Genomic DNA, 22,347 nt, shown 5'->3' on the forward strand with positions numbered 1-22,347 from the left:
CTTGCAGCGTCCCAAATTGTGGCCCTACTGTCAGTGACGCGACGCACACGCTGCGGAACCCGGGGTCCCGGAAGTGCACCACTCCGTCATGCCATGACGGCTGCGGCAGAGTCACCGCCCGTCACCCGCCGTGTCTCACCAACTCCCCACACATCACATGGAGTTCGCGCATGCCCGATTCCAAGGGTGAAACCAGGGCCGAGCCATGCAGGGTGAGGATCAGCCGCAGGGTGCGGCGACAGACGGTGATCGCCCGGCAGTGGTTGATCCGGCTCGCCGACGTGGCCGAGCTGTTGGCGGCCGAGCTGGTCTCCAACGCCGTACGGCATACGAAGGGGCCGGCGGCCCTGCGTCTGTGCTGGCGGGACGGAGTCCTGCGCATCGGCGCGTGGGACGCGAGCCCCGAGCCGCCACCGTACGAGCTGGCGGTGACCCCCGATGCGGGGGCGGGCCGCGGCCTTGTTCTCGTCCGGGCCTGCGCCGACGACTGGGGCTGGCACCCGCAGCGGCAGGGCGGCGACTTCGGCAAGTACGTGTGGTGTGACCTCGAGGCGGCGTAGCGCGTTGATCACGTCGTATGGAAAGGAGAGCTGATGGTCAGCTCGTCGCACGAGGCCCTGCACCGGATCTTCCAGAAGGACCCGGCGTTGCTGACTCGCGCTCTGCAACGCGTACTGCACTCATGCCTGGCCGAGCCCCAGGCGAAGTAGATCTGGAGGGACCTGATGGCGGCGATCCAATACTTCTGGCGGCACCCGCTGGCAGAGCAGGTCCGAGAGCAGGGCCGGGAAGAGGGGCGAGTCAAGGATCGTGCCGAGATGACCCTGCGCATCCTGGAGTGGCGTGGACTCCCGGTACCCGACCCTGTTCGGGAGCGGGTTGAGGCCTGCTCCGACCTGGTCCAGCTGGAGAGCTGGGCTCAGAGGGCGGTTCACGCAGCGAAGGCGGAGGACTTGTTCGCCGACGACCGTCCCTGATCCGGCCGCCGGGGGCCGGGAGTGCCTCAGCGGTTGATCGACTGGATCTCCTGGGTGGTCTGGAGGTGCCGTTCGGCAGGTCGTCCTTCGAGTGGGAGGAGGCCCCTCCTCCATCGCATCAGACGGGCATGGCGCGCGCGTGCTGGTCCCGCTGCGTCCTCCAGGCCAGTTCCTGGGCATGACCGGGCATTGCGGGAAGGGGATGACCGGCCCGGTCGATGAGCACCAGAGAGGTGGCGATGAAACCGAGGGACAGGGACCGCAGGATCCCCTGATCCGACGTGCTGAACCGGTCGACGGCCGCGGCGGAGAGCGCGCCGAAATCCCGGAAGTCGATGACGCATACGCCGTCGGCGGGCAAGCCGATGCCCGAGTCGACGCCGAACACCCCGGAGAAGACCTCGGCAGTCCGTACGAATGCGTGGGCGACCTCGGTACGGGGCACCAGGTGTCCCAGCCGGGCAGGTCGCTGGAGTGGAACCCGAACGGGTGGCTCAATCCACTTCCATGGTGTGGGTTTCCCGGCGGTAGGGCTGGGCCATGAGAGCCAAGCGCTGAGGGCGCCAGAGGTCGTCGTCCTCGTTCAGGCTCAACTCGCCGTTCTTGCGGAGCAGCCAGATCTCCTCGAACTGGAAATGCAGGACCGCGTCGCCGTCGATTCGTTCCAGCAGGGGCACGACGAGCCGGAGCATGTCGTCCTGCTGGTCGCTCACTTCGACGCCCTTGGCCATGCGGAACACCACGGCGACGGTCGGAATGAAGCGTAGATCGTTGATTACGGGCGGCCACAGAGACGGTTGTTCCTGAGCCACGCGAATCCATGTGTCCAGCCGGGCGTTCACCCCCTGTTCTACCAGCAGCTCGGAGGTAACCGAGGCATCAAAGACACCGAGGTCTTTGCCGATCTCTTCCAGTCGGTTCGCAACCTCGACCACGGTCAATTGCGTCGCGCAATCGAGGTCGTAAACGATTGCCATGCAGGTTATTTCCTTCGAATTCTACGGATAGAGGTGGAACGCGTTCCCTGTGCGGTGGTCGATCACCAGGACCTCTTTCAGCCGGTCGAGGGGCCAGTCCTGGAACTGCTAGTCAATTTTGTAAGTGGTGCGGTCGTAGTCCTGTGAGATCAGCGCGAGCCGGTGTGGCGTCCACAACTCTGTGTCATCACTTAGGCTCGTCTTTTCAGCGTGACGCACGAGTTTTGCAGTCTCGTAATCAAGATGCAGCACGGCATCTCCTGGGACCTGTTCGAGCAGTCGAGATGTGAGGAGAACGACGTCGTCGTCTTGCTCCTGTGCATAAACACTCTTCTTGTATCTGAAGATCACCGTGGTCGAGGAGGTGATCCCCAAATTCTTGATGAGCGGGTCGTCGGGGTCTGGTTCATCTTCCTCCTCGATAACCCGAAGCCAGGTGCCATGCACCGTAACGGCCCCCTCGTCGAGTAGATCTTCCGGGGAGAGTGGAGATCGCAGCAGTTGTGCATCAGTTGCTGCATGGATGAGCTTTTCCGCCACAACTATGGCCGGTGTTGATGTCGCGATATCCAACGTGTACGAAAAAGCCATGTCACAGTTCTCCATGTGCTAGGGGTGGAATGGAATTGCATTTCCCCTTTATCGACCATCAGAATCTCCGTGAGGCCCTCGATTGGGCGGCGTTCCAGTCGTGCGCGGAGAACTGCTGGATCGACCGGAGTGTCGGCAAGGTTCAATACGATTCGATCTGCCTGCCCCTCGGGAGGATGCGGAAAGGCCGGGCCGCTCGCATCGTGCGGAACGGGCCGGCCTTCGTCGGAGCGTGTTACCGGTTGATCGACTGGATCTCCTGGACGTTGATGTCCTGAGTGGTCTGGAAGGTGCCGTCGGGGAGGTCGCCCTTGGCTCCGCCCGTGCCCTGCCAGGTGATCTGCCAAGTCACCGACGCCTTCAGCTGGTACGGCTTTCCGCTCGTGGCGCGGAGGTAAGTGATCCCGCAGGGCGGGGTCTTGTCGGCGTCGCCTGTCTTGTACGGGGTGCCGATGGAGCCGTCCTCTTTGAACTTGCACTCGCCGGAGGCGGGGTAGGTCTCGGCGTCTTCCGTACCGGCCTCGAGGTGGAGGCTGACGGGCTTCGCCGTGGTCTCGGCCCACAAACCGGTATTCGGGAGCTCGGCGCGGACCGTGACGTCCTGGAACGTGCCCTTGTCGAGCCAGATCCAGGTCGGCAGGTTGACTGTCGACTTATCTTCGGGCTTCAGCTCGATCTTGGTCTCCGGGACCTTGACCTGGTTGTAGGCGTACTCGGCCAGCGTTTTCGGGGTCGGCGCGTGCGGGATCTCCGGGATCTGCGCGGCGGGCTCCCAGAACATGATCCGGCCGCAGTCCCAGGAGTCGGGGTCGGTGTCGTCGGGTGCGACGCTGCGCCAGAAGTAGCCGCCCTTGCCGATGTTGTAGTTCTTGTAGCCCTCGGCGGCGCTTTGCTTGTCGTCGAAGTTCGTCTCCGGCTTGCCGTCCTCGTAGTGGTCGGTCCACAGGCGCTTGCCGAACCAGGACTCGTGGACGCCCACGTCGCCGTTGCCGTCCGACTTGTCCACGAACGCCTTCAGACCTTCGGGCGTGAAGACGGGTTCGTACCAGCAGGCGGGCGGCTTCCAAGCCGTGTCCGCGGAGGTGACGTTGCCCCGCTTTCCGCTGGTGGGGCCCTTCACCTGACGGACCTTGATGTGGGATTGCGTGGCCGAGGCGTACGCGGAGACGTTGCCCTTGCCGTCGGTCTTGCCGCCGGAGTCGTTGGTGCCCCCTCCTCCCACCGCGCCGGCCGGGGTGGAGGCGAGGAGGAGTGCGGCCACTGACGCGGTTGTCAGGGCAGGTATTCCGTGCCGGGGCCTCATCACTGGCAACCGCCCCTCTTCGACTCGGTGGAGACGTTCTGCCAGACGCCTTCGGAGTTCTTGCGGAGCGTCACGGTGTAGAACACGTGGGGGTTCGTGCCCGCGGGGTTGCCCTCGACCTTGCTCGTCTTGCGATCCCTCGTGTACGCCTTGCTCTCGTCCGTGCAGTAATTGAGGACCGCTCGTGTCTTGTTGTCTCCGAGGAGGGCGGCCTTGGCGTCGAACGCGGGCAACTTGCCGAAGACCGTGAGGTTCTTGTCGGTGTAGGTCTTGATCCACCGCCGGTCCTGCGAGAGGCCGGAGTCGGTGTCGTAGAAAGCCAGGGCCTCCCCGCCGTCGGGCTTGTTCGCGGTGATCGCCGCATATCCTGCGCGCAGCTGCTCTCTGGCGTCGCTGAGAACTGCCTGTTCGACAGGGTCGCTGCTCGTCCAGTCCTGGAAGGTCAGCTCGAAGTTCTTCGGGAGGGTGATCTCCGGACGCTTCACGTTCGAGGCACCCGACGCGGAGCCGGAAGCCGACGGCGTACTCGACCCCGTATCCGCCCCCTTGATGTCACCGGACGACGAATCGTCACCTCCGCCGCAGGCAGTGAGCAGCAGTGCCGCTGTCGCGGTGAGTGCGGCGGCGGTGGTGGTCATGGCGCGACGGGACACGGGCCTTCTCCCCCTATGTGCGGCTTTCGGTGTGTGCGCAGCTGTGTGCAGCAGAGAACGAAGCTACCAGGGGCCCGTAAAGGGCATTGGGGCGGCAAAAGGGGATTGTGTGGGGACCGTGAGAACTGTGACGTGACGGTTGCGAATGCCGTGGAAGCTGGACACTGCACGGGAAGGGGGCGGGGCAACTCGGGCTTAGGGGGCTGGTGGTGAGGAATCGGGTGCACCGTCCGACCTTGCCCCCTGTCTGCTCTTCGACACCCTCCTTAAGATCTCAGTAGGCTCAGCTCACCCCACTTGACCACTCCCTCCGCACACGACACCAGGACACCTGCCATGGCGCGACGCACCACTTCCAGCTCGACGGGAAGCTCGCCGGGTCCGAGGAATCGGACGCCGCAGCCCCTGCCCCGGCGTCGTCGGACGTTCGGGGACTTCCTGAAGGCATTCTTTGCCTTCGTGGCGCTCGTCGTGCTCGTGGTCGGCGTGCCGGGGGCGCTCGCCGTCATGGTCGGCTGGCCGTTGCCGCACGGGGTGCCGTCGCTGGACTGGCTGCAGCAGGAGATCACCGTCGGCACGTTCGTCCACGTGCTGACCGTGGTGGTCTGGCTCGCCTGGGCGCAATTCACGGCCTGTGTGCTCGTGGAGGTGAAGGCGGCGCTGTCCGGCGTGGGGATGCCGGGCCATGTACCGGGTTCGGGACCCAGCCAGTTGCTGGCGCGGCAGCTCGTCGCCGCGCTGCTGCTCGTCGGTGCCACCGCGGCCAGCCTCACGCCGGGGCTGTCGCAGCTCGGGCACAGCATGGAGGGGAACCAGAAGGGGACCGTCGCCGCGGCGCAGCAGACCCCCGGCGGGCTGTTCGGGCAGCAGCAGGAGCAGGCCGCCGCCGACACGGCCGCCGCGATCGCCGAACAGGCCGCTCACGCGGCCTCGCATGCCGACAGCGGCAGTACGGCCAAGCAGGGCGACACCAAGTACTACCGGATCCAGCCGCCCGAGGGGCGCCACCACGACTCACTCTGGGAGATCGCCCAGCGGCATCTCGGGGACGGGCGCCGGTACAAGGAGATCTACCAGCTCAACAAGGACCGTACGCAGCCCGACGGGTCCAAGCTCTCCGAGGCCAGCCTGATCCGGCCCGGGTGGATCCTCGAAATGCCCGGCGACGCCCACGGCGGCGAGCTCGTGGAGATGCCCGACGAGGCGCCCAAGGTCTCGGAGCAGGTCCAGCAGCAGATCCACGACTACGCCAAGACGGGGGATCACCAGCAGGGCGGGGGCAGTCAGCAGGGCGGCAGCGGAACTCAGCAGGGCGGCGACCGGGACACCGCGCACATCCACGTGCCCCAGCAGCGGCCCAGCAGCGACCAGGCCGGCAGCGACCAGGGCAGCGGCAACCAACAGCACGAGCAGGCCGGTTCGGAGGAGAGCGGGTTCTCCTTCGGGCTGCCCGAAGCCCTCGTCGGCGCGCCTCTCCTCGCCGCCGGCCTTCTCGGCGCCCTCGGCCGCCGGCGCCGCCAGGCGCTGTGGCAGTCCGCGCTCGGTGCGGTCGGCGGGCGGCGCGGCATGGAGCCGCCTGTTCCGACCGGGTCCGCCGCGGACGCCCAGGACGCGCTGCTCGTGGGCGCCGACCCCGAGGGCGTACGCCTGCTCGACCTGTCCCTGCGCGGCCTCGCGGCGGCGCTCGCGGCCGAGTCGCGCCCGTTGCCGACCGTCTACGCGGCCTGGCTCAGCGGCAACGGCGATCTGCACCTGCAGCTCGCCCAGCCCGCCGGGAAGCCGCCCGCGCCCTGGCAGCTCGGGCAGGACCAGACGTTCTGGATGCTGGCGCGGACGGACGCGGAACGGTACGAGGACGTCGACACTGCCGCGCCTTACCCCGGGCTGGTCAGCCTGGGCGCCATGGACGACTCCCGGCTGCTTCTCAACCTCGAGTCCGTCCCCGGCATCGTCTCGCTCAGCGGCAGCGAGAGCGACCGCGCGGGCGTCTTCGCCTCCGTAGCCGCGGAGTTGGCGACCAATGGATGGTCGGACCGCATGACGATCACGCTCGTCGGGTTCGGGCAGGACCTGACGCCGCTCGCGCCCAACCGGCTGCGCCACCTCGACGACATCGAGGCGCTGGTGGAGACCATGGAGGCGGAGACGCGGCAGCGGCGCGGTGCACTGGGGGCCGCGGGTCACGACTCGGTGCTCACCGGCCGCACCGGCCCCGCCCAGCACACCCGTTGGGCGCCCCACCTCGTGCTGCTCGCCGCCGAGCCGTCCGGCGAGGACGCCGTCAAGCTCGCCGAACTCGCCGCCGACGCCAGCCGGTTGGGCATCGGCTATCTCGTCGGCACCGAGAGCGGCGATCTGCCGGGCGCCGCCTGGGAGATGGAGATCACCAGCCAGGGCAAGCTGCTCGCCCCGCTGCTCGGACTCGAACTCGACGCGCAGCTGCTGCCGGTGGCGCAGCAGCGGGCGGTCGTCGAGCTGTTCGTCGAGGCGGACCCCGAGCGGGAGAGCACCAATGCCTCCGCGCCGCCGTTCCTCGTCGACGTCAGCGAGCAGGGGCGTCCGGCGGTCTACGCGCGCCTCGTGGGCCCGTACGAGATCATCGGTCTGGAGACGCCCGACGGCGAGCGCAGCCCGCTGCTGCACGAGGCGCTGGCGCTGCTGCTCCTGCACCGCGAAGGCGTGCATCCGCGGGTGCTGTCCTCCGCGCTGTGGCCGCGCGGTGTCACCGACGACGTGCGGGACGCGCTCGTCGAGCGGCTGCGCGACTGGCTCGGCAACGACCCCGACGGCACGCCCCGCCTCGGCACCGACACGACCGGGCGGCTCACGCTCGCCAAGTCGGTCGTGTCCGACCTGGATGTGCTGCGCTCGCTCTACCACGAGGCGACGCAGGGCAAGGGCGTCAACAGCCGTGCTGTGCGCGGGCGGTTGCTCACGGACGCGCTCGTGCTCGTACGCGGGCCGCTGCTCGCCGATCGTCCGCAGGGGCGGTACGGCTGGCTCACGCACGAGATCATCGACGCCCAGCTTCCGCTGCTCGTGGCGGACATCGGGCTCGCGCTCTCCGCGTTCCATCTGGAGAAGGACCGGGCGGAGAAGGCGATCGAGGCGCTGAACGCGGCGTTGGGGTCCGCCCCGGGGGACGAACGGCTCTGGAACGAGTTGCTTCGGGCGACGCATGCCACGGGGGACAGTGAGCGGTTGAAGCGGCTCGCCGCCGACCTCGTCGCCCGCAGTGGGGCGCGCGGGTTGCCTCCGCGGACGGAGGCGTTGCTGGATGAACTGCTGCCCACGTGGCGGAGTGGGGTGGCCGCTGTCGGGTGACTTGCCCCGGCCCTGGGGCTGGACCTCTTTTGTCCGGACGCCCGGCGCTGCAGGCTGTGCCCACCCTCCCCGATCTCTCGGCTTCGCTCGACCAGGGGGAACCCCCATCGCCCTGCGGAACGACTGCCCACAGCGGTAACGGCAACGGCGGCGACAGTGCTCGAACCGCCTACGTAGGGTGTGCGCGTGGATCTCGATCTCTGGTTGACAGGCGGCGCCGCCCTGTGGGGCGCGGCGGCCGGGTCGCTGGTGCCGCGGGCCGCGTACCGGTTCTCCGTCGAGCCGGACGAGGCGTGGCGGGACCGGTGTCCCGAGGGGCACGCGATAGCCGGGGTCGCGGGCGGCTGGCTCGGGCTTGCCCGGTGCGGTCGGTGTGCCGGCTCCGTTCCTACGTCTCCTACGTCTCCTACGCCTCCTACGCCTCCTACGTCTCGTGCGGCGGGGGCCGTGCATGGCGATGCGGGACACGTGGCCGCCGGTCGCGCCCCCGCCTCGTACGGACCCAGTGCCCTCCTCCTCTCCCTCGCTACCGCACTCGTCTGTGCCGGGCTCGCGCTCGCGACCGGTACGCGGCCGGAGCTGGTGGTCTGGCTGCTGCTCGCGCCGCTCGGTGTGCTGCTCGCCGTCGTGGACTTCAGGGTGCAGCGGCTGCCGGATGTGCTCACCCTGCCGCTCGCGGGCGCCGCGCTCGCGCTGCTCGCAGCCGTCGCGGCAGTGCCCGAGCACGCGGGGGAGTGGCTGACGGCGTTGTTCGGAGCGCTCGCGCTGGGGGGCGCGTACTTCCTTCTCTTCCTCATCAACCCCCATGGGATGGGGTTCGGGGATGTGAAGCTCGCGCTGGGGCTCGGGGCCCTGCTCGGCTGGTACGGGTGGAGCGTGGTGTTCCTGGGGACCTTCGCCGGGTTCCTGTTCGGCGGGCTGTACGGGATGGGGCTCGTCGTGGTGCGGCGCGCCGGGCGGAAGACGTCGATCCCGTTCGGGCCGTTCCTGATCGCGGGCGCGTACGTCGGGCTCCTGATCGGGGCGTACGCGGCCTGAGCAGGGCGGAATCGACGGCGCACGCGGCCTGACGTCGGGGGCCGCAACAGGCTGGCGTAGGCTGGTTCGGTCCGTCCACAACCCTTACGAAAGGGACGCCCCGGTGACCGAGAAGGCCGACCTTCAGTCCGTCCTCGACCGTGCCGCCGAGGGTGGGCGGATCACTCCGGAAGAGGCGCTCGACCTCTACCGCGACGCCCCGCTGCACGCGCTGGGCGCGGCCGCCGACGCCGTACGCCGCCGCCGGTACGCCGGTACCGAGCACATCGCCACGTACATCATCGAGCGCAACATCAACTACACGAACGTGTGCGTCACGGCGTGCAAGTTCTGCGCGTTCTACGCGGCGCCGAAGGACACGGACAAGGGCTGGACGCGCGACCTCGACGACATCCTGCGGCGGTGTGCCGAGACCGTCGAGCTCGGCGGTACGCAGATCATGTTCCAGGGCGGCCACCACCCGGACTACGGCGTCGAGTACTACGAGAAGCACTTCTCCGCCATCAAGAAGGAATTCCCGCAGCTGGTCATCCACTCCCTCGGCGCGTCCGAGGTCGAGCACATGGCCCGTATCTCCAAGGTGAGCGTGGAGGAGGCCATCCAGCGCATCCACGCGGCCGGCCTCGACTCCTTCGCCGGCGCCGGCGCCGAGCTGCTTCCCGAGCGGCCGCGCAAGGCGATCGCCCCGCTGAAGGAGAGCGGCGAGCGCTGGCTGGAGATCATGGAGACCGCGCACCGGCTGGGCGTGGAGTCCACGTCCACCATGCTCATGGGCACCGGCGAGACCAACGCCGAGCGCATCGAGCACCTGCGGATGATCCGTGACGTACAGGACCGGACGGGCGGCTTCCGCGCCTTCATCCCGTACACCTACCAGCCCGAGAACAACCACCTGAAGGGCCGTACGCAGGCCACGCTCTTCGAGTACCTGCGGATGATCGCCATCGCGCGGCTGTTCATGGACAACATCGCTCACATCCAGGGCTCCTGGCTCACCACCGGCAAGGAGGTCGGCCAGCTCTCCCTGCACTACGGAGCGGACGACCTCGGCTCGATCATGCTGGAGGAGAACGTCGTCTCCTCGGCCGGCGCCAAGCACCGCTCCAACCGCATGGAGATCATCGACCTGATCCGCAAGTCCGGGCGCGTGCCCGCCCAGCGGACAACGACGTACGAGCACATCGTCGTCCACGACGACCCGGCGAACGACCCGGTCGACGAGCGGGTCATGTCCCACATCTCCTCGACGGCGATCGAGGGCGGCACGGCCCACCCCGAGCTGAAGCTGCTGGCATCCAACTAGCGTTGGACGGAGCTGACTTGGAGACGATTCACGCGGCCGACGAGCTGTGGATCAGCTGGCACACCGGAGAGCCGATCAAGGACGGCGCGGTGATCGTGGGCCGTGACCGCGTCGGGGCCGTCGGCACCTTCGCCGAGATGCGGGAGAGGGCTCCCGACGCGCGCGTACGGCGGTGGCCCGGCGCGCTGGGGCCCGCTCTCGTCCACGCAGGCCCGCTCCCTGACGCGCCGACACCGCGTGAACGTATTCACGCGGTGTTGAAACTCGGTGCGGTGGCAGTCCTCGAGGAATACGTCGATACGCCTGAACTCCGGGCCGCCGCCGAGCGGAACGACGTCGTGGTCCTCGGGAGTGCGGCACGGCGGCCCGCGCTCATCCAGACCGGCCGCGCCGACCTCGCCGTCTTCACTGAGGACGGCGCCTGCATCGCCACTGTGTGCGCGGGACGTCTGGTGCACAGACGCCGCTGAGCTGTGCCGGCCCCGCGCGCTGGAGCGCCCCTTCAGGGACGCGGGGAACTGTGCGAGTGGCCCAGGACGGTCCGCAGCTCCCCTTCAGGGTCGCGGGGCCGTGACATATGCGGCTCCGCCGCGTGGGCGCGAGCGGCCCAGGACGGTCCGCAGCTTGTGTGCTCAGCCGGCCAACGCCACCGCGAACGCCCCCGAACTCTGCGTCACTCCACTGCAGTTGGTTGCCGCATCGTCGGACGCGGAGTTGTCGTCCTCGCACTGCTGGTCCCGGAAGGTCGACCACATCGACACCCAGGCCACCCCCTTCTCCTCCGCGAATGCCCGTACCTGCGCCGCGTCCGAGAGGGTGAACGTCTCGCCCGAGACGTCCTGTTCGCCGATCATCGAGGTGAGGGCGAGCCCCTGCCAGGCGCCCGCGCTCGACAGCCCGAAGACATCCTGCAGTTGATCGTGGGCCGCCTTGGCAGACGTCTCGGCGTAGTCGCCCATGTCGCCCGTGTACGAACTGCCGTAGTTCATCGTCATGATGTTGACGGTGGAGACCTTCACGGCGTTGTCGTTGGCGGACTCCAGGAGCGCCAGGCTGTCGTCGTCGAGGCCGGACGGCATCACCGGTAGTGTGAAGGAGACCTTCAGGTCGGTGCGCTCCTTCTGGAGCAGCGCGATCGCCTTGGAGCGCAGCGCGACCGAGTCGGAGTCGGTCAGCGCGTCCCCCTCGATGTCGAAGTCCGCCTGGGCCGAGCCGGCGGCGTCCAGAACAGCCCCGTATGCCGCCGCGAGCTCGGTCGCGCTGTCGCAGACCTCGGCCAGCTCCTTGCCGGACGCGCCGCCGAAGGAGACCCGCACGCTCGCGCCGGACTCCTTCAGCGCTGAGATCCGGGTCTTCACGGCCGCGTTGCCGAGGGCGTACGTCCCGTTCCACTTCGGCGTGCAGTCGCTGCCGTCGGAGATCACGAAGGCCAGGTTGTATGTCGTCGGCGACCCGGTGGAGTCGGTGTCGGACGCGGTGGTGGCGCTCACGTACGGGGCGTACGAGGTGGTCGACGAGGACTCGCTCTCCGAGGGCGCCGCACTGGTCCGCGGGGTCTGCGCGGGTGCCGCGTCCGATGCGTCGTCACCGCCCGAGGAGCACCCCGCACAGGCCAGAGCCACCAGGCAGACGAGCCCGGCGGCCGGCTTCAGGAAACTCCTCATTGCGCATGCACCCGCTCTCGTGATTTCTGTCTCAGGACGGAAACAAAGTGCGATTCCGGAGTTCAAAGGTGGCACATCCGGTGGTGATTCGTGAATACAGGAAGTGCATGGGAAGGGCGCAGGAAAGGGGGTGCAAATCGGATGGGTCAGGCGTGAGAGTGGGACATAAGGGCTATATCTGCCCGGCCTGAGCTGCGCAGATGTTCTCGCATTCTCTTAGGGAATGGACAGTTTGGGCGCACTCTCATGGTCCTCTCACATGAGAAGCAGAGAATTGGCCACATAAAGGCGCCCTAATATCCGGGGAATGCAATCCGAGTCAGCCATCGAAAACCGCGCCCAGGTGCGCGGCCGCCGCCGCAAACGCGGCAACGGGGCCGGGGACGGCCCCGTGTTCGTTGACAACTCTGGGCGCCGGGCCCGCCTGCTGCGCAGAATCGGCATGCTCGTCGGCGTCGTCTGTCTCGGCTACGCGGTCGTGCTCGGTATGGCCTTCATGGGCTGGGGCACCTCGCTGACGCCGTCCTCACTGTTCCCCTTCGGCGGCGGCCAGGCCGGCTCCGCTCCCGGGGGCAACCTGCAGCCGCAGGGTGGCGCCGCCGCCACCGGCACCCCGCCCGCGAGGCCCACCGGTACCCCGCCCACGGGCCTGGCCACGGGCGAGCCTCCGTCGCCCGCCGCGTCCGCCTCCACCGGCGCCAACTGACTGGGACGCATCCACACCCATGACTTCGACCACGCCCTCGCGCGGCCGTCGGCGTGCCCCCTCCAAGATGGAGCGGGCGGCCGGCAAGGCCGCGGCGCTGCAGAAACCGCGCGTCATCCTCGCCCTGCTGCTCCTGCTGGCGCTCGTCAGCGTGATGCTGCTCGACGGCTACCTGCGCTCCGAGATCGGCAACGACTCGCGCGTGCGCGACGGCGCGGCCTACGACAAGGTCCCCCAGAAGATCCTTGACGGCGGCCCCCTCCTGACGTTCAACAACGGCACCGCGAAGACCGAGTCCGTGCCGAACAAGACCATCGTGCTCACCTTCGACGACGGGCCGACGGCGACCTGGACGCCCCAGGTCCTCAAGGTCCTCGAGGACAACGACGTCGAGGGCACTTTCTTCATGGTCGGCTCGATGGTCTCGCGCTACCCCGGCGTGGTGAAGGACCTGGTGGAGCAGGGCAACGAGGTCGGCATCCACACCTTCACGCACGTCGACCTCTCCTACCAGAGCACTGCGCGGCTCCAGCGCGAACTCAAGCAGACGCAGCTCGCGCTCGCGGGCGCCGCGGGGATCCAGACCACGCTGTTCCGCGCCCCGTACTCGTCGGAGATCAACGCCGTCGACAACTACAGCTGGCCGGTCTACCAGCAGATCGGCAACCTGGGCTACACCAGCGTCTTCGTCGACACCGACAGCGACGACTGGAAGAAGCCCGGCGTCTCGAAGATCGTCCAGTGGGCGACGCCGAAGAAGAACAAGGGCGCCATCGTCCTCATGCACGACGCGGGCGGCGACCGTTCGGAGACGGTCACGGCGCTCGGCACGTACATCAAGAAGGTGAAGGCGAAGGGCTACACCTTCACCACCGTCAGCGGTGCGATGGCCAAGGCCGACAACCAGAGCCGGCAGCAGAACGCCCAGCAGGCGGGTGCCGCCGGGCAGCCCTCCGGGCAGGCCACCGGTTCCGGACAGCAGCCCGGCGGTGCGCAGCCGACCGGCGGGCCCAAACAGGGGCGCGGCACGAGCGCGGCCGGCACGGTCCGCGTCGAGCAGGCCGCCCACAGCAAGGCCACCGGCGCCACCCTCTACGAGGGCAAGGCCCTCATCTGGGCGGTCGCGGTCGCCGAGTGGGTCGTACCGGTGCTGTCCTACTTCCTGATCGTCGTCGGTGTCGCTGTGATGGGCCGGTTCGGGATGATGCTGATCCTCGCCCGCCGCCACTACAGACAGCGCAACAGAAAGCGTGGCAGGGGCGGGAAGTTCAGCTGGGGGCCGACGGTCACCCGGCCGGTGACCGTGATCGTGCCCGCGTACAACGAGAAGGAGTGCATCGCCAACACCCTGAAGTCGCTGGCGAGGAGCACCCATCCGATCGAGATCATCGTCGTCGACGACGGTTCCGAGGACAACACGTCCGAGATCGCCGGATCGCTCGGCATGCCGAATGTCCGCGTCATCCGGCAGGAGAACGCGGGCAAGCCCGCCGCCCTCAACAACGGCGTGTGCAACGCGAGTTACGACATCGTCGTGATGATGGACGGCGACACCGTCTTCGAACCCGACGCCGTGCATCAGCTCGTGCAGCCCTTCGCGGACCCGGAGATCGGCGCGGTCGCGGGCAACGCCAAGGTCGGCAACCGCAACACCATGATCGGCGCCTGGCAGCACATCGAGTACGTGATGGGCTTCAACCTCGACCGCCGCATGTACGACCTGCTCCGCTGCATGCCCACCATTCCGGGCGCGATCGGCGCGTTCCGCCGGGACGCGGTGCTGGAGGTCGGCGGTATGAGCGAGGACACGCTCGCCGAGGACACGGACATCACGATCGCCATGCACCGCGCGGGCCGGCGGGTCGTCTACCAGGAGCACGCCAAGGCCTGGACGGAGGCGCCGGGCTCCCTGAAGCAGCTGTGGTCGCAGCGCCACCGCTGGTCCTACGGCACCATGCAGGCGCTGTGGAAGCACCGCAAGTCCCTGACGGACAAGGGCTCTTCGGGTCGCTTCGGCCGCGTGGGCATGCCCCTGGTCGTGCTCTTCCAGATCGTCACGCCGGTCTTCGCGCCGCTCATCGACGTGTTCACCGTCTACTCGATGATCTTCGTGGACTTCAAGGCGGCACTGCTCGCCTGGCTGGCCGTCCTCGCCGTCCAACTCGTCTGCGCGGCCTACGCGTTCCGACTCGACCGGGAGAAGTACCGATACCTCGCGATGCTGCCGCTGCAGCAACTCGCGTACCGCCAGATGATGTACCTGGTTCTGATCCACTCCTGCGTCACGGCCCTGACCGGCGGCCGCCTCCGCTGGCAGAAGCTCAAGCGCACGGGTGAGGTCGGAACTCCGGCAGGAGTGAGCTAGATGAGCTGGGGTGCGGAACAACCGGAACAAACGGGGCAGCGGGGGCAGGGGCAACAAGGGCAGCAGGGGCAGCAGGGGCAGCAGGGCTACGTCTATGGGTACGGGCAACAGCCCGATCCGTACGGCTACGGGCAACAGCCTCAGCAGTATGCCCAGGGGTACTCCCAGTACGGGCAGCAGACGTACGCCGACTACGGGCAGGGGTACGCGAGCGACACGACGCCCCTTCCGACGGTGGAGCCTGAGGCTGTCGCGACTGAGGGCAGTCGTCCCGCGGGGCGATGGGGGTCCCCCGCGGTCGAGCGAAGCCGAGAGATCGGGGGAGGGTGGGCACAGCCGACAGCGCCGGGTGCTCTGGAACCGGAGTCGAGCCCTGAGGCCGGGGAGCAGCCGGTCTCCCCTCCGGAGGAGCCCGCGCCGAAGGTGAAGCCGGCGGCCGGCCGCGACCGCTACTTCGACACGCTGCGCGCCGTCGCGCTGATCCGCGTCGTGGCCTACCACACCTTCGGCTGGGCCTGGGCCGGCATGGTCTTCCCTTCCATGGGCGTGATGTTCGCGCTCGCCGGCTCGCTGATGGCCAAGTCCCTGGAGCGCCCCGCGTTCAAGGTGGTCAAGAGCCGGATGCGACGACTGCTGCCGCCCTTCTGGTTCTGGGGATTCTTCGTCGTGCTGGCGATGCTGATCCACGACTGGATGCCGGGCTGGCAGATCGTCTTCTGGATCGTGCCGGTCGGCGACCCGCCGGGTAATCAGTGGGGCGTCCAGGCCTGGGAGATCCTCTGGTACCTGCGGACGTACCTCTGGTTCGTCCTGCTGTCCCCGCTGCTCCTGAAGGTCTTCCGCAAGGCCCCGATTCCGCTCCTGCTCCTCTCCCTCGTCCCGATCGTGGTCTTCCAGTACGGCTGGCAGCCGCCGTACAACCGCTTCGGCAGCGGTCTCACGGACTTCGCCACCTTCCTGTTCTGCTGGCTGGTCGGCTTCGCGCACCGCGAGGGCGTGCTCCAGCGGATGAAACCGGCCCTGGTGATCCTGGCGTCGGGGGCCCTGCTGGCGTACGGCGGCTGGTACGCCTTCGGGCACCAGGCGGAGTTCGGCACGTACGACCTGGACGAGGTGCCGCTCGCCCAGACCTTCTGGTCGGCAGGCTTCGTGACGCCGCTGATGTACTTCAAGGCGTACTACGACGTCGACTTCGCCTGGCTCGCCCGCTTCAAGCGGCTCGACCGTATCGTGACGATCTTCAACGGGCGGGCGGTGACGATCTACCTCTGGCACGAGATCGCGTTGGTGCTCGCCGTCCCGCTGATCGACCAGTTCTGGAAGGTGCCCGCCTTCGAGAAGTGGCTGCCGCTGGAGAGCCAGTGGTTCATGTTCGGCATCGGCTGGGTGCTGATCTGGGTCGCCATCCCGCTCGTCGGGTGGGTCGAGGACGTGGCCGCGAAGAAGAAGCCGAAGCTGCTGCCTTGAGTACGCCCCGCGGGGTTGTGTGAGACCGGCGTACGGGCCGGGCGCTGGAGAGTCGTCCGGTCCGTACTGCCACAATGGGTTCGTGACCCGCGCATCCCTGGACAAGCAGCCGCACGAAGTCGCCTCGATGTTCGACAACGTGGCGGAACGGTACGACCTCACGAATGATGTGCTGTCCCTCGGCCAGGACCGGCGATGGCGCAAGGAGGTCGCGAAGGCGGTCGCCGCGCGGCCCGCGCAGAAGATCCTCGACCTGGCGGCCGGTACCGCGACCTCGTCCCTGCCCTTCGCCCGCACGGGCGCGTACGTCGTGCCCTGCGACTTCTCCCTCGGCATGCTGCGGGTCGGCAAGAAGAACCACCCCTGGCTGCCCCTGACCGCGGGCGACGCGACGAAGCTGCCCTTCAAGGACGACACCTTCGACGCGGTCACGATCTCCTTCGGACTGCGCAACGTGCAGGACACCGACGCCGCGCTGAGCGAGCTGTACCGGGTGACCAAGCCCGGCGGTCGCGTCGTGATCTGCGAGTTCTCGCACCCCACCTGGGCGCCGTTCCGCACGGTGTACACCGAGTACCTCATGCGCGCGCTGCCGCCGGTCGCCCGCGCGGTCTCCTCCAACCCCGAGGCGTACGTCTATCTCGCCGAGTCCATCCGCGCCTGGCCGAACCAGCCCGAGCTCGCCGAGCGGCTGCGCAAGGCCGGCTGGTCGAAGGTGGCCTGGCGGAACCTGACGGGCGGGGTCGTGGCGCTGCACCGGGGCTTCAAGGCCTGAAGCGCGTCAGCCGTGCGGCCTTTCAAGGCCTGAGGCGCTTCCATGCCGGAGCCGTCTCGAGCCGGAGCCGTGCGGCCTCTCGAATCGTGCGGCGCCTCAATCGGTGCGGAGGCTTCAGGACGTGCGGCGCCTCAACCCGTACGGGTGCTTCAAGGCCGTGCGGCGCCCCAGCCGTGCGGCCCTTCACGGCCTGACCGGGGCCCAGCACCTGCACACCCGGCACCGATCACCTGAGAACCTCGAACGGGTCGCCCGGCTCGTCGAGCTCGCGGCGCATCCCGCCCGACGGCGGCCGCGGCAGCCGTGGCTCGCGCACCCCCGCGCCACCGCCATCGGAGTCACCGAGGTCGAACCACACCGTGACCACGGCACCGCGCGGGATCTCGACGCCGGGCAGGGGATATTGGCGTACGACGTAGTCGACGACCGTGAGATGGAAGTCGGGCCGGTCGGGCGCGGCGAGCATCACACCTCGCGCCTCGGCCGTCTCACGCGCGTCCACGGCCATCAGGCCCACGAGCCGCGGTACGCGCACTTCGGGTGTCTTGGGTGTTATGCGCACAGACGTCACCCCCAGCGGTACCGGCAGGGTAAGCCGGGCCCGGGCCATTCCGGAAGCCGTCGGGTGGCTTGCCGGAAGCCGTCAGAGGGCCAGTCGGTAGCAGTGCGCGGGCTGCTCCAGCGTCGGGTGCGGGAAGTGCTCGGCCAGTTCCATGCCGAGGCGCCGGGTCACGGCGATGGACCGCTCGTTGTCGGCTCTGACCATGGCGACGACCTGGGAGACGCCCGCCGCGCGCACCCTGTCCAGGGTGGCGAGCCCGGCCGCCGTCGCGTACCCCTTGCCCCAGTGCGCCCGCCCGAGCCGCCAGCCGATCTCGATCTCGCCCGTGGGGCCCCATTCCTTCGGCCACGGCTGCGCGCCCGTGAAACCGAGCACCTCGCCGTCGGAGTCGACCATCGTCCACAGACAGAACCCGAGCTCCGCGTCGTGCCGCCGCTGCCGCGCGGTGAGCTCCTCGTACACGGACAGCTCGGCCGCCCGGCCTCCGTGGAACTCCATGACTTCCGGGTCGGCGAAGACTCGGTGCCAGGCGAAGGCGTCCTCGTCGGTGGGGACACGGAGCTGTACGTCGGGCAGAGCTCGGTTCACGGGGGCAGCCCTTCAACCAGGTGATCAGTACCGCTGCATAGACTGCCCATGTCCAGTGCCCGTCGGCACGTTGATTTCGCATCTTGGGGAGAACCCGCCGTGACCGAGCCCCAGCCCCTCTCCGAAAACACCGCCGATGTCATCGTCGTCGGGGCCGGGCCAGCCGGTTCCACCACCGCGTACTACCTGGCGAAGGCGGGACTGGACGTCCTGCTCCTCGAGAAGACCGCGTTCCCACGCGAGAAGGTCTGCGGTGACGGGCTGACCCCGCGCGCCACCAAGCAGCTCGTCTCGATGGGCATCGACATCTCGGAGGAGGCCGGCTGGCTGCGGAACAAGGGCCTGCGCATCATCGGCGGCGGCGTCCGCCTCCAGCTGGACTGGCCGGATCTCGCCTCCTTCCCCGACTACGGCCTCGTACGCAAGCGGGACGACTTCGACGAGCAGTTGGCGCGGCAGGCACAGAAGGCGGGCGCGCGGTTGTACGAGCGCTGCAACGTCGGCGCCCCGATCATCGACGACCGCACCGGCCGCATCACCGGCGTCCACGCCAAGCTCGGTGACGCCGGTGAGAAGCGCGAGGTCACCTTCCACGCGCCGCTGGTCGTCGCCGCGGACGGCAACTCCACCCGGCTGTCCCTGGCGATGGGCCTGCACCGCCGCGAGGACCGCCCGATGGGCGTCGCGGTCCGTACGTACTTCACCTCCCCGCGTCACGAGGACGACTACCTGGAGTCCTGGCTGGAGCTGTGGGACCGGCGCGGTGCCGAGGACCGTCTTCTGCCCGGCTACGGCTGGATCTTCGGCATGGGCGACGGCACGTCGAACGTCGGCCTCGGTGTGCTCAACACCTCCGACTCCTTCAAGGAGCTGGACTGGCGGGAAGTCCTGAAGGCGTGGTGCGCGTCCATGCCGGAAGACTGGGGTTACACCCCCGAGAACATGACCGGCCCGATCCGCGGCGCCGCCCTCCCCATGGCCTTCAACCGCCAACCGCACTACACGAAGGGGCTGTTGCTGGTCGGCGACGCCGGCGGTCTGGTGAACCCCTTCAACGGCGAGGGCATCGCCTACGCCATGGAGTCCGGCCAGATCGCCGCCGACGTCATCGTCCAGGCCCATGCGCGCGCCACCCCCGGCCAGCGCGAACTGGCCCTGCAGCGCTACCCGCGGGTCCTCAAGGACACCTACGGCGGCTACTACACCCTCGGCCGCGCCTTCGTGAAGCTCATCGGCAACCCGAAGGTCATGAAGATCGCCGCCCAGCGCGGCCTGACCCACCCCCTGCTGATGAAGTTCACGCTGAAGATGCTCGCGAACCTGACGGACCCGACGGGCGGCGACGCGATGGACCGCATCATCAACGGCCTGTCGAAGGTGGCTCCGAAAGCTTGATCATTCAAGGCGGCCACCTCTGACTCGGCCTTACCAAGGTGGCTCCGAAGGCGTAGCTCCGCGGGCTACCGGCTGAGTTCGGCTTCCTTGACGGCGCGGCGGGCGAGCACCCGCTCGCGCCGATCGGCCACCTGCCGCAAGGCGTCCTTCCGCTCCCGCGTGGAGAGCCGGTCCAGGTAGACGCGACCGTTGACGTGGTCGGTCTCGTGCTGGAGACAGCGGGCGAAGTACCCGGTGCCCTCGATGACCAGGGCGTTCCCGTCCCGGTCGACGCCGCGTACGACAGCGCGATCGGGGCGGGGCACGTCCATCACGGCGCCCGGTACGGACAGACACCCCTCGCCCTCGTCGAGGAGGCGTCGGCCGGCCGGGTCGAGCTGGTCCAGGACCGGATTGGCGATGTGGCCGACGTGCCGAACCCCATCGTCGTCCGGGCAGTCGTACACGAACAGCCGCAGGTCGACGCCCACTTGATTGGCCGCGAGCCCGGCCCCGTCGGCGACGTACATCGTCAGGAACATGTCGTCGATGAGCGCGGCGAGGTCGGGACCGAACTCGGTCACGTCCCGGCACGCCTTGTGCAACACCTCTTCCCCCACCTCGGTGATCCGCCGCACCGATCCGCGAGCGGCGTCCGGCGTCAACCGGGGGTAGGACGTGACGGGCTTTCCCTGGACGAACACACGGGGCATGGCTGGTTCTCCTTCGGTCGGTGTGTGGATGCTGTGGGTGGCCGGGCGGCGGCCTTCCGGCCTCCGGCGCCGCTCCCTACCCTCCCGTACTCATGACAACAGAACACTCGGAACAGTCCCAGGAGCACATCGGACACTCACGCAGACGCTTCCTGGCCGGTGCCGGAGGCGCCCTCGGCGCCGTCGCCTTATGGCCCGGGAGCGCGAGCGCCGCCTCAGGCAAGCGTGTCGCCGTCCTCGGGGGCGGTGTCTCCGGCCTCAGCGCCGCCCATGAACTCGTCGAGCGGGGCTACGCGGTGACCGTCTACGAGTACTACGACGTCCTCGGCGGCAAGGCCCGGTCGATGGACGTCCCCGGAACGGCCGGCGGCGGCCGCAAGCCACTGCCCGGCGAACACGGCTTCCGGTTCTTCCCCGGTTTCTACCGGAACCTCCCGAATGTGATGCGCCGGATCCCCTTCCCCGGTAACGCGAACGGCGTCCACGACAACCTCCGCGGCGGCACCGAGGCCCTGTTCGCCCGCGAAGCCGGCCGCCCCGATCTGCACTTCCCGCTGCGGAGGGTGACCACTCCGCCCGCGCCCGGCGACGTCACCCCGTCCTGGATCCGCGACCAGCTCCTGTCCGTCCTGGACCTGGGGACGCGGCTGCCCGCCCACGAGGCCGCGTACTTCGCCGACCGCCTCCTCGTCCACCTCACCAGCTGCGACGCACGCCGCGAGGACCAGTGGGAGAAGACCTCCTGGTGGGACTTCATCCGCGCCGAGAAGATGAGCGAGGAGTACCGGACGCTCCTCGGCATCGGCCAGACCCGCAACCTCGTCGCCACCCGCGCCGAGGTCGCCTCCACGCGCACCGTCGGCCGCGTCATCATCGAGGCGCTGCTGCTGTGGGGTCTGCTCGGCCGCGGCATGGACGGCGACGCCGACGTCGACCGCGTCCTCAACGCCCCGACGAGCGAGGCGTGGATCGCTCCGTGGGAGGCATATCTGCGCTCGCTGGGCGTGGAGTTCGTCATGCGAACCCAAGTGCGGGAGGTCCTGTACGCGGGCGGACGGGTCACCGGTGTACGCGTCTCGGCTCCCGACGGAAGCCAGGAACGCACGATCACCGCCGACCACTATGTCTCGGCGATGCCGGTGGAGCATGCGCGAGGGACCTGGGGCCCGGCCCTGCGTGCCGCCGACCCGCAGCTGGCCAAGTGCGATGCTCTGAAGACGGACTGGATGGTGGGCATCCAGTTCTATCTGCGCACGCCGACGCCCGTGGTGCACGGACACATCAACTGCCTCGACTCACCGTGGTCGGTGACAGGCATCGGCCAGGCCCAATTCTGGGACGTACGTGACTTTTCGGCCGATTACGGAGACGGCAGCGCCCACGACTGCCTCTCGGCCATCGTCTCGGAGTGGGACAAGCCGGGGATCCTCTACGGCAAGACGGCCCGTGAGTGCACCAAGGAGGAGATCGTCGCCGAGACCTGGGCGCAGCTGAAGGACGGCCTCAACGACTCCGGGAAGACGACGCTCACGGACGCCGACCGGCTCGGCTGGTTCATGGACCCGGCGGTGACGGGGCTCGGCGGCCCGGACCCGCAGAACCGGGAGCCGCTCCTCATCCACCCGACGGGAACCCTCTACAACCGTCCGTCCGCCCGCACGGCGGTGCCGAACTTCTTCCTCGCGGGCGACTACGTCCGCACCGACGTGGACCTGGCCACCATGGAAGGCGCCAACGAGTCCGCACGCCGGGCCGTCAATGCACTCCTGGATGCGGACAATTCGGGCGCAGAGCGCTGTGAGATCTGGGAGCTGTACCGGCCGCCGGAGATGGAGCCCCTCAAGCGCGTGGACGAACTCCGCTACAAGCTGGGCCTGCCCAACACATTCGACCTCGGATAGAGCGAGTTCGTACCAGGGCAATTCACCCTGGATGCGGCGAAAGGGTCGCCCCCGAGGCGGCGACCC

The 22,347-nt window shown here is 68.6% G+C and carries 21 protein-coding genes; 12 read left to right on the forward strand and 9 right to left on the reverse strand.

The window, feature by feature from the left end; all coding sequences use genetic code 11:
• The first annotated feature begins 170 nt into the window (after positions 1 to 170).
• Positions 171 to 560, forward strand: coding sequence for an ATP-binding protein (locus ACIBK0_RS24565; RefSeq protein ID WP_399083737.1), 390 nt, complete (start codon positions 171 to 173; stop codon positions 558 to 560).
• A gap of 165 nt (positions 561 to 725) precedes the next feature.
• Positions 726 to 977, forward strand: coding sequence for a hypothetical protein (locus tag ACIBK0_RS24570; protein ID WP_399083740.1), 252 nt, complete (start codon positions 726 to 728; stop codon positions 975 to 977).
• A 118-nt stretch (positions 978 to 1,095) separates the two neighbouring features.
• Here ACIBK0_RS24570 and ACIBK0_RS24575 read toward each other — a convergent pair whose 3' ends face one another.
• The 5 genes from ACIBK0_RS24575 to ACIBK0_RS24595 all read right to left on the reverse strand — a co-directional run bounded on the left by ACIBK0_RS24575 (position 1,096) and on the right by ACIBK0_RS24595 (position 4,486).
• Positions 1,096 to 1,422, reverse strand: a complete 327-nt coding sequence (locus ACIBK0_RS24575; RefSeq protein ID WP_399083743.1) for a DUF6086 family protein — start codon at positions 1,420 to 1,422, stop codon at positions 1,096 to 1,098.
• A gap of 49 nt (positions 1,423 to 1,471) precedes the next feature.
• The gene (locus ACIBK0_RS24580) at positions 1,472 to 1,954 is read right to left on the reverse strand and encodes a SitI3 family protein (protein WP_399083747.1); all 483 of its coding nucleotides are present in this window, start codon (positions 1,952 to 1,954) and stop codon (positions 1,472 to 1,474) included.
• A 108-nt stretch (positions 1,955 to 2,062) separates the two neighbouring features.
• Positions 2,063 to 2,545 (reverse strand): SitI3 family protein, encoded by a 483-nt coding sequence (locus tag ACIBK0_RS24585; protein ID WP_399083750.1) that lies wholly within the window; start codon positions 2,543 to 2,545, stop codon positions 2,063 to 2,065.
• Between the two features lie 235 nt (positions 2,546 to 2,780).
• Positions 2,781 to 3,848: a hypothetical protein gene (locus ACIBK0_RS24590; RefSeq protein ID WP_399083753.1), complete on the reverse strand. Its 1,068-nt coding sequence runs from the start codon at positions 3,846 to 3,848 to the stop codon at positions 2,781 to 2,783.
• Positions 3,848 to 4,486, reverse strand: a complete 639-nt coding sequence (locus ACIBK0_RS24595) for a hypothetical protein (RefSeq protein ID WP_399083756.1) — start codon at positions 4,484 to 4,486, stop codon at positions 3,848 to 3,850. The genes ACIBK0_RS24590 and ACIBK0_RS24595 overlap by 1 nt, the downstream gene beginning before the upstream one ends.
• Before the next feature lie 351 nt (positions 4,487 to 4,837).
• On the opposite strand from ACIBK0_RS24595, the gene ACIBK0_RS24600 reads away from it, so the two are divergent.
• The 4 genes from ACIBK0_RS24600 (at position 4,838) to ACIBK0_RS24615 (ending at position 10,636) form a co-directional block, all read left to right on the forward strand.
• Positions 4,838 to 7,825, forward strand: coding sequence for a BTAD domain-containing putative transcriptional regulator (locus tag ACIBK0_RS24600; protein ID WP_399083759.1), 2,988 nt, complete (start codon positions 4,838 to 4,840; stop codon positions 7,823 to 7,825).
• Between the two features lie 180 nt (positions 7,826 to 8,005).
• Positions 8,006 to 8,863: a prepilin peptidase gene (locus tag ACIBK0_RS24605; RefSeq protein ID WP_399083762.1), complete on the forward strand. Its 858-nt coding sequence runs from the start codon at positions 8,006 to 8,008 to the stop codon at positions 8,861 to 8,863.
• Positions 8,864 to 8,966: 103 nt separating this feature from the next.
• The gene (mqnC, locus tag ACIBK0_RS24610) at positions 8,967 to 10,166 is read left to right on the forward strand and encodes a cyclic dehypoxanthinyl futalosine synthase (RefSeq protein ID WP_399083765.1); all 1,200 of its coding nucleotides are present in this window, start codon (positions 8,967 to 8,969) and stop codon (positions 10,164 to 10,166) included.
• A gap of 17 nt (positions 10,167 to 10,183) precedes the next feature.
• Complete coding sequence (locus ACIBK0_RS24615; protein WP_399083768.1) at positions 10,184 to 10,636, forward strand: hypothetical protein; 453 nt, start codon at positions 10,184 to 10,186, stop codon at positions 10,634 to 10,636.
• 162 nt (positions 10,637 to 10,798) lie between these two features.
• Here ACIBK0_RS24615 and ACIBK0_RS24620 read toward each other — a convergent pair whose 3' ends face one another.
• Positions 10,799 to 11,830 carry a chitinase gene (locus ACIBK0_RS24620; RefSeq protein WP_399083771.1) on the reverse strand — a complete coding sequence of 344 codons (1,032 nt, stop codon included), beginning with the start codon at positions 11,828 to 11,830 and terminating at the stop codon, positions 10,799 to 10,801.
• Between the two features lie 307 nt (positions 11,831 to 12,137).
• On the opposite strand from ACIBK0_RS24620, the gene ACIBK0_RS24625 reads away from it, so the two are divergent.
• The 4 genes from ACIBK0_RS24625 (at position 12,138) to ACIBK0_RS24640 (ending at position 17,143) form a co-directional block, all read left to right on the forward strand.
• A complete protein-coding gene (locus ACIBK0_RS24625) occupies positions 12,138 to 12,536 on the forward strand; it encodes a hypothetical protein (RefSeq protein ID WP_399083774.1) in 399 nt (132 codons plus the stop codon).
• Positions 12,537 to 12,555: 19 nt separating this feature from the next.
• A complete protein-coding gene (locus tag ACIBK0_RS24630) occupies positions 12,556 to 14,901 on the forward strand; it encodes a bifunctional polysaccharide deacetylase/glycosyltransferase family 2 protein (protein ID WP_399083777.1) in 2,346 nt (781 codons plus the stop codon).
• Complete coding sequence (locus tag ACIBK0_RS24635) at positions 14,902 to 16,368, forward strand: acyltransferase family protein (RefSeq protein WP_399083780.1); 1,467 nt, start codon at positions 14,902 to 14,904, stop codon at positions 16,366 to 16,368.
• Positions 16,369 to 16,450: 82 nt separating this feature from the next.
• Entirely contained in the window at positions 16,451 to 17,143 is a 693-nt protein-coding gene (locus ACIBK0_RS24640) for a demethylmenaquinone methyltransferase (protein ID WP_399083783.1), read from the forward strand.
• Positions 17,144 to 17,369: 226 nt separating this feature from the next.
• Here ACIBK0_RS24640 and ACIBK0_RS24645 read toward each other — a convergent pair whose 3' ends face one another.
• Together ACIBK0_RS24645 and ACIBK0_RS24650 are read right to left on the reverse strand one after the other, a co-directional pair.
• Positions 17,370 to 17,705 (reverse strand): PASTA domain-containing protein, encoded by a 336-nt coding sequence (locus tag ACIBK0_RS24645; RefSeq protein WP_399083786.1) that lies wholly within the window; start codon positions 17,703 to 17,705, stop codon positions 17,370 to 17,372.
• Between the two features lie 81 nt (positions 17,706 to 17,786).
• A complete protein-coding gene (locus ACIBK0_RS24650; protein ID WP_399083789.1) occupies positions 17,787 to 18,293 on the reverse strand; it encodes a GNAT family N-acetyltransferase in 507 nt (168 codons plus the stop codon).
• 99 nt (positions 18,294 to 18,392) lie between these two features.
• On the opposite strand from ACIBK0_RS24650, the gene ACIBK0_RS24655 reads away from it, so the two are divergent.
• Positions 18,393 to 19,688, forward strand: coding sequence for a geranylgeranyl reductase family protein (locus tag ACIBK0_RS24655; protein ID WP_399083792.1), 1,296 nt, complete (start codon positions 18,393 to 18,395; stop codon positions 19,686 to 19,688).
• 65 nt (positions 19,689 to 19,753) lie between these two features.
• On the opposite strand, the gene def is transcribed toward ACIBK0_RS24655, so the two are convergent.
• Positions 19,754 to 20,380 carry a peptide deformylase gene (gene def / locus ACIBK0_RS24660; protein WP_399083795.1) on the reverse strand — a complete coding sequence of 209 codons (627 nt, stop codon included), beginning with the start codon at positions 20,378 to 20,380 and terminating at the stop codon, positions 19,754 to 19,756.
• A 92-nt stretch (positions 20,381 to 20,472) separates the two neighbouring features.
• Here def and ACIBK0_RS24665 point away from each other — a divergent pair, with 92 nt between their 5' ends.
• A complete protein-coding gene (locus tag ACIBK0_RS24665) occupies positions 20,473 to 22,281 on the forward strand; it encodes an FAD-dependent oxidoreductase (RefSeq protein WP_399083798.1) in 1,809 nt (602 codons plus the stop codon).
• The last annotated feature ends 66 nt before the right edge of the window (positions 22,282 to 22,347 follow it).

Origin of the sequence: Streptomyces sp. NPDC050564, from assembly GCF_044457265.1 — a bacterium.
GTDB lineage: Bacteria > Actinomycetota > Actinomycetes > Streptomycetales > Streptomycetaceae > Streptomyces.